The 13,891-nt window shown below is 64.0% G+C and carries 13 protein-coding genes; 10 read left to right on the top strand and 3 right to left on the bottom strand.

Annotation, left to right across the window (positions count from 1 at the left end):
- Position 1 precedes the first annotated feature (1 nt).
- The gene (locus THIX_RS11265) at positions 2 to 2,125 is read right to left on the bottom strand and encodes an ATP-binding protein (protein ID WP_233224522.1); all 2,124 of its coding nucleotides are present in this window, start codon (positions 2,123 to 2,125) and stop codon (positions 2 to 4) included.
- 335 nt (positions 2,126 to 2,460) lie between these two features.
- Between THIX_RS11265 and THIX_RS11260 the strand changes: the two genes are divergently transcribed.
- From THIX_RS11260 to THIX_RS11240, 5 genes are read left to right on the top strand one after another with little or no spacing between them, the layout of a single operon-like run.
- Positions 2,461 to 2,712: a hypothetical protein gene (locus tag THIX_RS11260; RefSeq protein WP_112486310.1), complete on the top strand. Its 252-nt coding sequence runs from the start codon at positions 2,461 to 2,463 to the stop codon at positions 2,710 to 2,712.
- Between the two features lie 8 nt (positions 2,713 to 2,720).
- Positions 2,721 to 3,158 carry a hypothetical protein gene (locus tag THIX_RS11255; RefSeq protein WP_112486309.1) on the top strand — a complete coding sequence of 146 codons (438 nt, stop codon included), beginning with the start codon at positions 2,721 to 2,723 and terminating at the stop codon, positions 3,156 to 3,158.
- Positions 3,134 to 3,778 carry a type IV secretion system protein gene (locus THIX_RS11250; protein WP_112486308.1) on the top strand — a complete coding sequence of 215 codons (645 nt, stop codon included), beginning with the start codon at positions 3,134 to 3,136 and terminating at the stop codon, positions 3,776 to 3,778. The genes THIX_RS11255 and THIX_RS11250 overlap by 25 nt, the downstream gene beginning before the upstream one ends.
- Before the next feature lie 30 nt (positions 3,779 to 3,808).
- On the top strand, positions 3,809 to 4,798 hold the full coding sequence (locus tag THIX_RS11245) for a TrbG/VirB9 family P-type conjugative transfer protein (RefSeq protein ID WP_112486307.1): 990 nt from the start codon (positions 3,809 to 3,811) through the stop codon (positions 4,796 to 4,798).
- Positions 4,799 to 4,832: 34 nt separating this feature from the next.
- Entirely contained in the window at positions 4,833 to 6,296 is a 1,464-nt protein-coding gene (locus THIX_RS11240; RefSeq protein ID WP_112486313.1) for a TrbI/VirB10 family protein, read from the top strand.
- Between the two features lie 91 nt (positions 6,297 to 6,387).
- Here THIX_RS11240 and THIX_RS11235 read toward each other — a convergent pair whose 3' ends face one another.
- Together THIX_RS11235 and THIX_RS11225 are read right to left on the bottom strand one after the other, a co-directional pair.
- Positions 6,388 to 6,717 carry an HU family DNA-binding protein gene (locus tag THIX_RS11235; protein ID WP_112486312.1) on the bottom strand — a complete coding sequence of 110 codons (330 nt, stop codon included), beginning with the start codon at positions 6,715 to 6,717 and terminating at the stop codon, positions 6,388 to 6,390.
- A 786-nt stretch (positions 6,718 to 7,503) separates the two neighbouring features.
- Positions 7,504 to 9,627, bottom strand: coding sequence for an ATP-binding protein (locus tag THIX_RS11225; protein WP_233224521.1), 2,124 nt, complete (start codon positions 9,625 to 9,627; stop codon positions 7,504 to 7,506).
- A 335-nt stretch (positions 9,628 to 9,962) separates the two neighbouring features.
- Between THIX_RS11225 and THIX_RS11220 the strand changes: the two genes are divergently transcribed.
- The 5 genes from THIX_RS11220 to THIX_RS11200 are packed head-to-tail and all read left to right on the top strand — an operon-like array spanning position 9,963 to position 13,816.
- On the top strand, positions 9,963 to 10,214 hold the full coding sequence (locus tag THIX_RS11220; RefSeq protein WP_112486310.1) for a hypothetical protein: 252 nt from the start codon (positions 9,963 to 9,965) through the stop codon (positions 10,212 to 10,214).
- A gap of 8 nt (positions 10,215 to 10,222) precedes the next feature.
- A complete protein-coding gene (locus tag THIX_RS11215; RefSeq protein WP_112486309.1) occupies positions 10,223 to 10,660 on the top strand; it encodes a hypothetical protein in 438 nt (145 codons plus the stop codon).
- Positions 10,636 to 11,280, top strand: a complete 645-nt coding sequence (locus THIX_RS11210) for a type IV secretion system protein (RefSeq protein WP_112486308.1) — start codon at positions 10,636 to 10,638, stop codon at positions 11,278 to 11,280. The genes THIX_RS11215 and THIX_RS11210 overlap by 25 nt, the downstream gene beginning before the upstream one ends.
- Positions 11,281 to 11,310: 30 nt before the next feature.
- The gene (locus tag THIX_RS11205; RefSeq protein ID WP_112486307.1) at positions 11,311 to 12,300 is read left to right on the top strand and encodes a TrbG/VirB9 family P-type conjugative transfer protein; all 990 of its coding nucleotides are present in this window, start codon (positions 11,311 to 11,313) and stop codon (positions 12,298 to 12,300) included.
- Between the two features lie 34 nt (positions 12,301 to 12,334).
- Positions 12,335 to 13,816: a TrbI/VirB10 family protein gene (locus THIX_RS11200; RefSeq protein WP_233224520.1), complete on the top strand. Its 1,482-nt coding sequence runs from the start codon at positions 12,335 to 12,337 to the stop codon at positions 13,814 to 13,816.
- Positions 13,817 to 13,891 lie beyond the last annotated feature (75 nt).

The raw sequence follows: 13,891 nt of genomic DNA, 5'->3' as shown, positions 1-13,891 counted from the left end.
TTCAAACGAAACCAATGGCTGCCTTGTGGCCCTGCTTGAGGGCGCATTCGGCACTGAGCGCCTCCACCAAACTGCGTGCGCTGACCATCGGTTGGAAGCGGTGGCAACGAATCACGGCGGCAAAGTCACCCGGCGTGAGCAGACCCAGTCGGTCAAGATGCTTGCGCAAGCCGGGCTCGGGCGACGGCAGATCAAGATGGCTGCATTGACGCCGCAGCAAGGCCCAGGCTTGCTCGGGAGTGAGGTAGTCGAAGCGGGCCTTGAGGTCGAAGCGGCGCAAGGCGGCTTCATCCAGGTCATCCATCAGGTTGGTGGTGGCGATGAATACGCCGGAGAAGGCTTCCATTTGCGTGAGCATCTCGTTCACTTGCGTGACTTCCCAGGAATGCGTAGCCCCACGCCGCTCCTGCAGGAAACTGTCCACCTCGTCGATGAGCAGCACCGCGCCATCACTCTCGGCTTGCTGGAAAGCCTGCGCGATGTTTTGTTCGCTCTCGCCCAGCCACTTGCTGAGCAGGTCGGAGGCGCGCTTGACCAGCAGGGGACGATCCAGCCGCCGGGCCAGCCAGCGAGCGTAGGCGGTCTTTCCTGTTCCTGGTGGGCCGTACAGACACAGGCGGGCACTGCCGGCCTGCTGGATGCCGGCAGCCATGGCGGCCAGATCCGTGTCGGCGTGGATGAAGGCGGGGTCGTAGGTGTCCGGCAGGCGGTTGGGGTCGCTCGCCTTCACCCGTGCATGGCCTTGCGCCTGCAGCGTGTTGTTCACCAGTTGCAGCAGCGCTGTGTTGCTTTGGCCGGTCGGGATGCGGGACTGGATTGTTTGCAGCACGGACGCAGCGCGGGTGAGCACGGCGGGCGCCAGGTCGTTGCTGGATGCCAGTGCGCGCAGGGTGGGCGCATCGGCCAGCTCCCCGACGCATTCGGTAGCGATGGTCTCGCGCACGCGCTGCGGCGGCACAGGCAGTTCCAGCACGAAGTCGAAGCGGCGGATGTAGGCGGCGTCCAGGCTGCGGATGGAATTGGTCAGCCAGAAGGTGGGCACGGGGTTGGCTTCCAGACTCTTGTTGATCCAGCCCTTGCGCTCGCGGCCGCCGCCAGATCGGCGGAACAGGCCGTTGAACATGGACGGGGCCTCCTCGGTGTTGAACACATCCTCGATTTCATCGAACAGGATCATCACCCTGCGGCGTTCCAGGAAGCGCTGCGCTGCGCGATAGGCACGCAAGCGGGCTTCGCCGCCAATCGGGTCACCCTCGTCATCCTCGGTGGACACTTCAAAGAGATCACAGCCCAGTTCGTGCGCCAGGGTGCGGCTGAGTTCGGTCTTGCCGGTGCCGGGCGGGCCGTAGAGCAGGATGTTGACCCCGGGCTTGTGCTGCGCCTGGGTTTCCTGCAAATACCCCTGGAGCATCTGCAGGTTCAAGCCCAGATGCGGATAGTCGCTGAGCTGCAGCTTTGACGGCGGGCTGGGCGTGACGACACCTCGTAGCAGCGACAGCGGCTCGGTGTCTGGGGCGAGGATGGCATCGGCGAAGTTGTCGGACAACAGATCGAGCTTGCCTTTCAAGGTGCAGTGACCATTGCGCGCCAAGGTCAGCAACCCGCAGCGCGCCAACTGGCTGCTGGAAGACAGGGCTTGTTTCACCTCAGACTCGGGCAGACCCAGGAGTTTTTCCAGGACACCCAGGGTTCGGGATGTCGATAATTGCCCCAGACTGTCCGCAGTATCGTCCAGGTCGCGCACGGCATGCAAAAGGCTGGCGAACTCCAGAATGCGGCACTCGGTTGGGGAAAGGTTCACCAACGCGGCCAGCCGCCCGATGTTGGCGACGAGGGCTTCGGATGGCGTGAGCTTGTGGGCGGTGCGCTCGGCACGCTCCCACATCTGTTTGACCAAGGTACTGGCCTGACGGGCTTGGGCATTGAGGCTGCCGCCATCGTCAATCGCAGAGGATGAGATGCCTAGCTGGGTCAACAGGTCGGGAACACCGATCGACTCCCGGATCAGAACACGTAACCCACCCATGGGGACCAGCATGCGCAGCATCCATAAGTGGACGATGGGCTCCTGGGGGCTGTTGTCACGCCCGATCAGGGACTCGAGTTCATGGCGGCTGCGTCGCATGCTGTTCTCCGGTGGTGTGAGAACATTGTGCGAGGCTGGTGCGACAGGATATGTCGCGAGTCGATGTCGTCAGTTAGGTCCTTGTTCCGCGCATGCACCATGCGGATACATGCCGGGTCAAGGCTGATCAGGTGTACGGGGGGTATGCGAGCCACGAGCCTCGGATCGAGTGTCTCGCACGCGCGCCCGGCCTTGGTCTTGCCTCGCGTGGTGACCGGTACTTCCCCGTACAGTTGCATCGTCCGTCCAGACATCGGTCAAGGCACTGACTGAGACATACCGGTCGCCAGCACCTCGATGGCTTCCGCGCGGCGCTGCCCCGGAACTCCGAACCCATGGCGACGCTGAACTCGACCGGCCTGGGCGCGCTGATTCATGAACCTGCCGTGACCACCAACCGCCTGCTGGAGCGCCTAGGGCTGCAACAGCGCAATGCCCGTGGCGACTGGGAACTCACCGAAGCTGGCATGCGGCACGGCGAGGCCTACCCCTACACCAACGGCCGCCATTCTGGCTACCAGATCCTGTGGAAGCCGTCCGTCGCCGTCATCCTGCGCGACCCACAGTTCAACCTTTACATCCAGTGAGCGCGGCCATGACACCACTTGAATCCAGCCTGGTCGATGCCGGCAAACAACTCAAGATCGCACAGTCCAGCGCCATCGTGGACCGCGCCATGCGTGCGGATGGCGCCGTTGGCCCCGATAAGCGCGCCCGGTATCTCGAAAAACTGGGGCGGATGCGCAGGCGTGGATTTTTCTCGATCGAGGAAACCAACTTCGGCGGTGACTCCGGCGGCCACCTGCTGCAGTTCATTGGCGCGCCCGTCGCCGCAGCACCCGCCGCCAACCCGCCCCGTGACCGCAGCGGCCTGGGTTGGGTTGGCACATCGGCATCGACCTTCAAAACGCCTGGAGCCGCCGCATCCGTCGCTGAACCCATGTGTTCACGCTTTGCGCCCCCTTGCCATAAGCCCTCAGCAACTCTCAATCCCCCAGGAGCACCACCATGGCCCAAGCCAACCCTTACCTGAATGCCCGCCGCGAGTGGGATGAACGCTACGGCGATCAAATCTCCCGGGCGCGAAGCTGGCGCATCGCCGCCATCGCCGCGCTGTCCGTGGCCGCTGTGGCCGTCGTGGGTGTTGCCTACATCGGTGCCCAAAGCAAGATCAAGCCCTTCGTCGTCGCCATCGACAGGATGGGCAGCCCCATCGCGGTGGCGACCCCCAGCGACGGCTCCGGTGTCACCCAACGCATCATCGAGGCGCAGCTCGCCAACTGGATCGTCAACACCCGCATGGTGCTGCCCGACCAGAGCGCGCAGCAGACCCTGCTGAATCGCAGCTACGCCATGTTGTCCAGCAATGCTGCCAACACCCTGAACGACTGGTTCAAGGCTCACAGTCCGTTCGGCGCCGCCGACACCGTCAACCCCCAGGTCAACAGCGTGCTGCCGACCGGGGCCAACACCTATCAGGTGAACTGGACCGAGACCAAGGCCACTCCTGGACAGAACAGCACGACCACCCACTGGAAAGCGCAGATCACCGTCGGCGTGGACGCCAGGCTGGCTGACAAGCCGCAAGTGATGCTCGACAACCCGCTGGGCATCTTCATTCAGTCGCTCAACTGGACGCAGAGCGTGTCCTGATTCCACAAACCCCCATTCTGGAGAACCCCCATGAAACGCACTCTCGTTGCCGCCTCTCTTTTTGCGCTCTTCACATCAGCCTTCGCTGCTGACCAACCCGTGATTGGCTTTGTGCCTGTCCGGCGCACCGCCAGCACACCGGCGGTCGGCACACCTGACAACGGTCGCACCAGCCACGAACTGATTGATCAAACCCCACCTGTGCCCCTGTCTGACCGCGCCACCGACGCCGCCGCGCAGCAATGGCTGCAAACCGGTGTTGCAAACGACATCATCGGCACCAACGGCTCCGTCATGTACGCCTACGGCCAAAGCCACCCGACGATCACCTGCGCGCCGCTGCATGTCTGTGTCATCAACCTGCTGGCCGGGGAGCACATCACCAGCCTGAGCATCGGCGACTCGGTGCGCTGGCTGGTGCAGCCGACCGACGCCGGCAACCGCCCCGTGGTGATCGTCAAACCCACCCAGGCCGGGTTGGTCACCAACCTGGTGGTCACCACCGACGCTGGCCGGGTGTATTACATGACCCTGGTGAGTGATGCGCACAACTATGTGCCGCTGATTGGGTTCTATGACCCGCAGGCGCTGGTCATCAATCTTCAGCAGCAAGCCGCGCAAGAGCGCGCAGCCGAGCAGGCCAAGGTCGAAGCACACCAACAAGCCGTGGTCGCGCCTCTCGGTGACATCGACCCGGCCAAGTTGGATTTCAACTTCCGCTGCAAAGCCGACGACAACCATGCCGATCTGGACAACGCGGATCTGATGCCGACGCGCGTGTTCGCCGGTGGCGGCCACACCTATCTGCAGATGCCCAGCACGATGAAATACACCGACGCACCTGCCGTGTTCAACACCACGGGCGGCAGCACCGAACTCCTGAACAGCCGCCTGGTGCATGGCTATTACGTCATCGATGGACTGCCGACCCGGTTCAAGCTGGTGCTGGGCGTGGGCAAGAACTCCCGCGCCGTCACCTGCCATCACGAGCAGGTGAACGCCGGATTCTGGGCACGTTGATTCAGCAAACCCAAGTCAACACAGGGGCATAGACATGAGTGAAGCAATCCAACCCGTAGGCGCCATCGAGGGTGCAGCCTTGCCGCAAGCCTTGCCACCCATTGCCGATGTCATCGGCCCCGGCAAGGTCGCCAAGGCGGGCAAGAACGCCAAGGGCATGAAGCTCAAGGCCGACCCGAAGCAGGGCAAACGCCTGTCGAAGAAAAGCAAGACGCTGATCTTCGGTGGACTGAGTGCCTTGTCGGTCTTGATCCTGGTCGGCATCGCCACGTCGGGCAACAAGGCTGCCGCTCCAGCAGGAGCGCCAGCCAGCAGCACGGATCAGGTGGGCATGACGCAGGCCCCGGCGCCAACGTCGGCGCAGCAGCGTGCCTTCAAGGTGCGGGCGACGGCGGCGAATGCTGGCGAGGGGGGCTCTATTCCGTCCGTTGTCGGCGGCACATCGGCATCGTTGGCGCCCCGTGGCGCGAGCGGCGCCGATGCTGAGTTGACACAGGGCGTGGCGCTGCAGGCTGGACAGACCCCAGGCCCGACGCCTGCCGAGAAATACCGCCAGTGGCTGGTGGACAACCACTACAAACGGCTTGAGGGCCTGGTGCTGGCCTCGCAGAGCGCCAACCTGGCGAAGACCAGCGCGGGATCCATGCAGTCCTCGCAGGGCGGCGGCCCGTTCGCGCAGCAAGCCAGCCCGACCGGAATCCTGGCCTTGCAGAAGAAACTCACCGAGACCTTGGCGCAGAACCCCCGGGCCGCGAACGACCCCAATGTGCGCAAGCTGTTGGCGTCTCTGGGCGGCATGGGTGGACTCCCCGGCGCACCAGGCGCAAGCCAGCGATCCGGCAACCAGGGCTTCCTCGATGTCCAGCAGCACCAGGACGGCAACGGCTATCTGGCTGCGGTCGTGCAGCCCAAAGCCTCGAACCACGAACTGTTCGCCGGCTCGGTCATCCCGGCCGTGCTGCAAACCGGCATCGACAGCGACCTGCCCGGCACGATCACCGGCATGGTGCGGCAGACGGTCGATGACAGCCTGAACCCCGGCATCGTGCTCATTCCCCAAGGCACCCAGGTCATCGGCGCCTACAGCAGCTCCGTGGCCTACGGTCAGAGCCGCGTGCTGGTGGCCTGGAACCGGCTGATCTTCCCCAACGGATCGATGATCGACCTGAAAGGCATGGTCGGCGCGGACGGGCAGGGCGAGAGCGGCCTTGGCGACGAGGTGAACAACCACTTCACGCGCATCTTTGGCAGCGCCATCCTGATGAGCCTGCTGGGTGTCGGTGCGCAGTTGAGCCAGCCGCAGAATGCTGGCGCCTTCAACACGCCGAGCGCCAGCGCGCAGGCGGCAGGAAGCTTGTCGCAGCAACTCGATAGCGTCGGCACGAACCTGCTGAACAAGAACCTGAACCTGCAACCCACCCTGAACATCCGCCCGGGCATGACGTTCAACGTGCTGGTGAACCGGACAATGATCCTGCCGCCGTATCCAGGGAATTGAGAGGCGAGACTGTGCCTCCGCAACGACGGATGCAAGGGCTGTGGGTGGACGAAGACGGGCGTCTGGATCGCAACGACCAGCCCCGTCTTCGTTATTGTTGCGGCAGTGAATCGATGGAGGCCAGGGCAATCGCTTGTCCAGCTTGCATTGGGTCCAGCGCCTGGAGCGGCTTGCCGGCCCTGAACCTTGGCGACCGCATGGCCGGCGCCATGAACGTTTCGCCGGATCGCGGGTTGCGCACCATGCGCGCCCGGCGTTCGGAGGCGCTGAAGGCTCCGAAGTTGCGAATCTCCACGCGCTTGCCCTCGGCCACGGCCTGCATGATGGCGTCCAGAATGACCTCGACGCTTTGCTCGGCATCCTTGCGTGCGAGGTGAGGGTGGCGCTCGGCAAGGCGGTCGATCAGTTCGGAGCGGAGCATGGTTGGAGTGGAAGGGGGCGGGATTTTCTCGACACTCACCTGGCATGACACCGGGCGTACACCATCAATCGAGCAAGGGAACCGAGAACGCCAAGCCATTGATTCGTGGTCTTGGCGGTTCTCNGGCCTGGAACGGACAGGGAAAGGGATCGGTGCATTGCGCGCCGGGTTCAATCTTTGGCTCCCGTTTCATGCTCAACGTCTTGCGCGCGGCGTCGATCCACTGGGGCACCTGGGGTTGCAACGCGGCCACGGCGTCGGACTGGTGTTGTTCGATCAGCAGTCCGTCGTAGTTGTCGCCTCCGGGATAGACGAACGCGGTGTTGATGTGGGCAATGCCCTCGCCGCACAGCGGCACCCCGGCCTGACGAAACACCCAGCTCTGGATGGCGGCGTCTTCCACCTGATTGTCCTTCACACGGGCCGAGGATTTGACCTCCACCATGCGCCAGCGCCTCCCCTGGGGAATGAGCACGTCGGCCTGCACCAGCACGCCCGCGTGTTGCACCGTGGCTTCGAAGATTGGGCGGCGGGGTTTGGCGGCCAAGGCCAGCGTGGTCTGGTGCAGGGCTATGCGCAAGTCTTTGATGTCGATGAGAACGCCGTCGGGCACCAGGCTCTGGGCAATGGCGCCGACCTTGTGGCCGGTCTCCATGGCAGCCTTGGTCGCCGTGTCGTCCAAGAGGTCGCGGCGGTTGACGGTCAGCCACAGCCGTTTGGGGCATTGGCGGTTGCTGGTAATGCGGGATTTGCTCAGACCGTGCGACATGTTGTGCTCCGAAGTGTTCAAACGAAACCAATGGCTGCCTTGTGGCCCTGCTTGAGGGCGCATTCGGCACTGAGCGCCTCCACCAAACTGCGTGCGCTGACCATCGGTTGGAAGCGGTGGCAACGAATCACGGCGGCAAAGTCACCCGGCGTGAGCAGACCCAGTCGGTCAAGATGCTTGCGCAAGCCGGGCTCGGGCGACGGCAGATCAAGATGGCTGCATTGACGCCGCAGCAAGGCCCAGGCTTGCTCGGGAGTGAGGTAGTCGAAGCGGGCCTTGAGGTCGAAGCGGCGCAAGGCGGCTTCATCCAGGTCATCCATCAGGTTGGTGGTGGCGATGAATACGCCGGAGAAGGCTTCCATTTGCGTGAGCATCTCGTTCACTTGCGTGACTTCCCAGGAATGCGTAGCCCCACGCCGCTCCTGCAGGAAACTGTCCACCTCGTCGATGAGCAGCACCGCGCCATCACTCTCGGCTTGCTGGAAAGCCTGCGCGATGTTTTGTTCGCTCTCGCCCAGCCACTTGCTGAGCAGGTCGGAGGCGCGCTTGACCAGCAGGGGACGATCCAGCCGCCGGGCCAGCCAGCGAGCGTAGGCGGTCTTTCCTGTTCCTGGTGGGCCGTACAGACACAGGCGGGCACTGCCGGCCTGCTGGATGCCGGCAGCCATGGCGGCCAGATCCGTGTCGGCGTGGATGAAGGCGGGGTCGTAGGTGTCCGGCAGGCGGTTGGGGTCGCTCGCCTTCACCCGTGCATGGCCTTGCGCCTGCAGCGTGTTGTTCACCAGTTGCAGCAGCGCTGTGTTGCTTTGGCCGGTCGGGATGCGGGACTGGATTGTTTGCAGCACGGACGCAGCGCGGGTGAGCACGGCGGGCGCCAGGTCGTTGCTGGATGCCAGTGCGCGCAGGGTGGGCGCATCGGCCAGCTCCCCGACGCATTCGGTAGCGATGGTCTCGCGCACGCGCTGCGGCGGCACAGGCAGTTCCAGCACGAAGTCGAAGCGGCGGATGTAGGCGGCGTCCAGGCTGCGGATGGAATTGGTCAGCCAGAAGGTGGGCACGGGGTTGGCTTCCAGACTCTTGTTGATCCAGCCCTTGCGCTCGCGGCCGCCGCCAGATCGGCGGAACAGGCCGTTGAACATGGACGGGGCCTCCTCGGTGTTGAACACATCCTCGATTTCATCGAACAGGATCATCACCCTGCGGCGTTCCAGGAAGCGCTGCGCTGCGCGATAGGCACGCAAGCGGGCTTCGCCGCCAATCGGGTCACCCTCGTCATCCTCGGTGGACACTTCAAAGAGATCACAGCCCAGTTCGTGCGCCAGGGTGCGGCTGAGTTCGGTCTTGCCGGTGCCGGGCGGGCCGTAGAGCAGGATGTTGACCCCGGGCTTGTGCTGCGCCTGGGTTTCCTGCAAATACCCCTGGAGCATCTGCAGGTTCAAGCCCAGATGCGGATAGTCGCTGAGCTGCAGCTTTGACGGCGGGCTGGGCGTGACGACACCTCGTAGCAGCGACAGCGGCTCGGTGTCTGGGGCGAGGATGGCATCGGCGAAGTTGTCGGACAACAGATCGAGCTTGCCTTTCAAGGTGCAGTGACCATTGCGCGCCAAGGTCAGCAACCCGCAGCGCGCCAACTGGCCGCTGGAAGACAGGGCTTGTTTCACCTCAGACTCGGGCAGGCCCAGGAGTTTTTCCAGGACACCCAGGGTTCGGGATGTCGATAATTGCCCCAGACTGTCCGCAGTATCGTCCAGGTCGCGCACGGCATGCAAGAGGCTGGCGAACTCCAGAATGCGGCACTCGGTTGGGGAAAGGTTCACCAACGCGGCCAGCCGCCCGATGTTGGCGACGAGGGCTTCGGATGGCGTGAGCTTGTGGGCGGTGCGCTCGGCACGCTCCCACATCTGTTTGACCAAGGTACTGGCCTGACGGGCTTGGGCATTGAGGCTGCCGCCATCGTCAATCGCAGAGGATGAGATGCCTAGCTGGGTCAACAGGTCGGGAACACCGATCGACTCCCGGATCAGAACACGTAACCCACCCATGGGGACCAGCATGCGCAGCATCCATAAGTGGACGATGGGCTCCTGGGGGCTGTTGTCACGCCCGATCAGGGACTCGAGTTCATGGCGGCTGCGTCGCATGCTGTTCTCCGGTGGTGTGAGAACATTGTGCGAGGCTGGTGCGACAGGATATGTCGCGAGTCGATGTCGTCAGTTAGGTCCTTGTTCCGCGCATGCACCATGCGGATACATGCCGGGTCAAGGCTGATCAGGTGTACGGGGGGTATGCGAGCCACGAGCCTCGGATCGAGTGTCTCGCACGCGCGCCCGGCCTTGGTCTTGCCTCGCGTGGTGACCGGTACTTCCCCGTACAGTTGCATCGTCCGTCCAGACATCGGTCAAGGCACTGACTGAGACATACCGGTCGCCAGCACCTCGATGGCTTCCGCGCGGCGCTGCCCCGGAACTCCGAACCCATGGCGACGCTGAACTCGACCGGCCTGGGCGCGCTGATTCATGAACCTGCCGTGACCACCAACCGCCTGCTGGAGCGCCTAGGGCTGCAACAGCGCAATGCCCGTGGCGATTGGGAACTCACCGAAGCTGGCATGCGGCACGGCGAGGCCTACCCCTACACCAACGGCCGCCATTCTGGCTACCAGATCCTGTGGAAGCCGTCCGTCGCCGTCATCCTGCGCGACCCACAGTTCAACCTTTACATCCAGTGAGCGCGGCCATGACACCACTTGAATCCAGCCTGGTCGATGCCGGCAAACAACTCAAGATCGCACAGTCCAGCGCCATCGTGGACCGCGCCATGCGTGCGGATGGCGCCGTTGGCCCCGATAAGCGCGCCCGGTATCTCGAAAAACTGGGGCGGATGCGCAGGCGTGGATTTTTCTCGATCGAGGAAACCAACTTCGGCGGTGACTCCGGCGGCCACCTGCTGCAGTTCATTGGCGCGCCCGTCGCCGCAGCACCCGCCGCCAACCCGCCCCGTGACCGCAGCGGCCTGGGTTGGGTTGGCACATCGGCATCGACCTTCAAAACGCCTGGAGCCGCCGCATCCGTCGCTGAACCCATGTGTTCACGCTTTGCGCCCCCTTGCCATAAGCCCTCAGCAACTCTCAATCCCCCAGGAGCACCACCATGGCCCAAGCCAACCCTTACCTGAATGCCCGCCGCGAGTGGGATGAACGCTACGGCGATCAAATCTCCCGGGCGCGAAGCTGGCGCATCGCCGCCATCGCCGCGCTGTCCGTGGCCGCTGTGGCCGTCGTGGGTGTTGCCTACATCGGTGCCCAAAGCAAGATCAAGCCCTTCGTCGTCGCCATCGACAGGATGGGCAGCCCCATCGCGGTGGCGACCCCCAGCGACGGCTCCGGTGTCACCCAACGCATCATCGAGGCGCAGCTCGCCAACTGGATCGTCAACACCCGCATGGTGCTGCCCGACCAGAGCGCGCAGCAGACCCTGCTGAATCGCAGCTACGCCATGTTGTCCAGCAATGCTGCCAACACCCTGAACGACTGGTTCAAGGCTCACAGTCCGTTCGGCGCCGCCGACACCGTCAACCCCCAGGTCAACAGCGTGCTGCCGACCGGGGCCAACACCTATCAGGTGAACTGGACCGAGACCAAGGCCACTCCTGGACAGAACAGCACGACCACCCACTGGAAAGCGCAGATCACCGTCGGCGTGGACGCCAGGCTGGCTGACAAGCCGCAAGTGATGCTCGACAACCCGCTGGGCATCTTCATTCAGTCGCTCAACTGGACGCAGAGCGTGTCCTGATTCCACAAACCCCCATTCTGGAGAACCCCCATGAAACGCACTCTCGTTGCCGCCTCTCTTTTTGCGCTCTTCACATCAGCCTTCGCTGCTGACCAACCCGTGATTGGCTTTGTGCCTGTCCGGCGCACCGCCAGCACACCGGCGGTCGGCACACCTGACAACGGTCGCACCAGCCACGAACTGATTGATCAAACCCCACCTGTGCCCCTGTCTGACCGCGCCACCGACGCCGCCGCGCAGCAATGGCTGCAAACCGGTGTTGCAAACGACATCATCGGCACCAACGGCTCCGTCATGTACGCCTACGGCCAAAGCCACCCGACGATCACCTGCGCGCCGCTGCATGTCTGTGTCATCAACCTGCTGGCCGGGGAGCACATCACCAGCCTGAGCATCGGCGACTCGGTGCGCTGGCTGGTGCAGCCGACCGACGCCGGCAACCGCCCCGTGGTGATCGTCAAACCCACCCAGGCCGGGTTGGTCACCAACCTGGTGGTCACCACCGACGCTGGCCGGGTGTATTACATGACCCTGGTGAGTGATGCGCACAACTATGTGCCGCTGATTGGGTTCTATGACCCGCAGGCGCTGGTCATCAATCTTCAGCAGCAAGCCGCGCAAGAGCGCGCAGCCGAGCAGGCCAAGGTCGAAGCACACCAACAAGCCGTGGTCGCGCCTCTCGGTGACATCGACCCGGCCAAGTTGGATTTCAACTTCCGCTGCAAAGCCGACGACAACCATGCCGATCTGGACAACGCGGATCTGATGCCGACGCGCGTGTTCGCCGGTGGCGGCCACACCTATCTGCAGATGCCCAGCACGATGAAATACACCGACGCACCTGCCGTGTTCAACACCACGGGCGGCAGCACCGAACTCCTGAACAGCCGCCTGGTGCATGGCTATTACGTCATCGATGGACTGCCGACCCGGTTCAAGCTGGTGCTGGGCGTGGGCAAGAACTCCCGCGCCGTCACCTGCCATCACGAGCAGGTGAACGCCGGATTCTGGGCACGTTGATTCAGCAAACCCAAGTCAACACAGGGGCATAGACATGAGTGAAGCAATCCAACCCGTAGGCGCCATCGAGGGTGCAGCCTTGCCGCAAGCCTTGCCACCCATTGCCGATGTCATCGGCCCCGGCAAGGTCGCCAAGGCGGGCAAGAACGCCAAGGGCATGAAGCTCAAGGCCGACCCGAAGCAGGGCAAACGCCTGTCGAAGAAAAGCAAGACGCTGATCTTCGGTGGACTGAGTGCCTTGTCGGTCTTGATCCTGGTCGGCATCGCCACGTCGGGCAACAAGGCTGCCGCTCCAGCAGGAGCGCCAGCCAGCAGCACGGATCAGGTGGGCATGACGCAGGCCCCGGCGCCGAGTGCGGCGCAGCAGCGTGCCTTCATTGTGCACGCGACGGCAGCGAATGGTGGTACAGGCGGTGACGCCAGCGGTGTTCCGGCCGTTCCCGGCGGCACATCGGCATCGTTGGCGCCCCATGCCGCGAGTGGCGCCGGTGCCGCGTTGACACAGGGCGCGGCGCTGCAGGCTGGACAGACCCCAGGCCCGACGCCTGCCGAGAAATATCACCAGTGGCTGGTGGACAACCACTACAAACGGCTTGAGGGCCTGGTGCTGGCCTCGCAGAGCGCCCATCTGGCGAAGACCAGCGCGGGATCCATGCAGTCGTCGCAGGGCGGCGGTCAGTTCGCGCAGCAAGCCAGCCCGACCGGAATCCTGGCCTTGCAGAAGAGGCTCACCGAGACCCTGGCGCAGAACCCGCAGGCCGCGAACGACCCCCATGTGCGCAAGCTGCTGGCGTCTCTCAGCGGCCTGGGTGGCCTGGGTGGACTCCCCGGCGCACCAGGTGCAAACCAGCCATCCGGCAACCAGGGCTTCCTCGATGTCCAGCAGCACCAGGACGGCAACGGCTACCTGGCTGCGGTCGTGCAGCCCAAAGCCTCGAACCACGAACTGTTCGCCGGCTCGGTCATCCCGGCCGTGCTGCAAACCGGCATCGACAGCGACCTCCCCGGCACCATCACCGGCATGGTGCGGCAGACGGTCTATGACAGCCTGAACCCCAGCATCGTGTTGATCCCGCAGGGCACCCAGGTCATCGGCGCCTACAGCAACTCCGTGGCCTACGGCCAGAGCCGCGTGCTGGTGGCCTGGAACCGGCTGATCTTCCCCAACGGGTCGATGATCGACCTGAAAGGCATGGTCGGCGCGGATGGGCAGGGCGAGAGCGGCCTGGGTGATGAGGTCAACAACCACTTCATGCGCATCTTCGGCAGCGCCATCCTGATGAGCCTGCTGGGAGTGGGGGCGCAGTTGAGCCAGCCGCAGAACGCTGGCGCCTTCAACACGCCCAGCGCCAGCCAGCAGGCTGCGGGGGCCTTGTCGCAGCAGATCGATAGCGTCGGCACGAATCTGCTGAACAAGAACCTGAACCTGCAACCCACCCTGAACATCCGGCCGGGCTACACCTTCAACGTGCTGGTGAACCGGACGATGATTCTGCCGCCGTATCCAGGGAATTGAGAGGCGAGACTGTACTTCCGCAACGACGGAGGCAAGGGCTGTGGGTGGACGAAGACGGGCGTCTGGATCGCAACG

The sequence above is a fragment of the Thiomonas sp. X19 genome (assembly GCF_900089495.1).
Lineage (GTDB): Bacteria > Pseudomonadota > Gammaproteobacteria > Burkholderiales > Burkholderiaceae_C > Thiomonas_A.
Note: the sequence above shows the minus strand (reverse complement) of the source record. Positions and strands in the feature narration are given on the sequence as shown.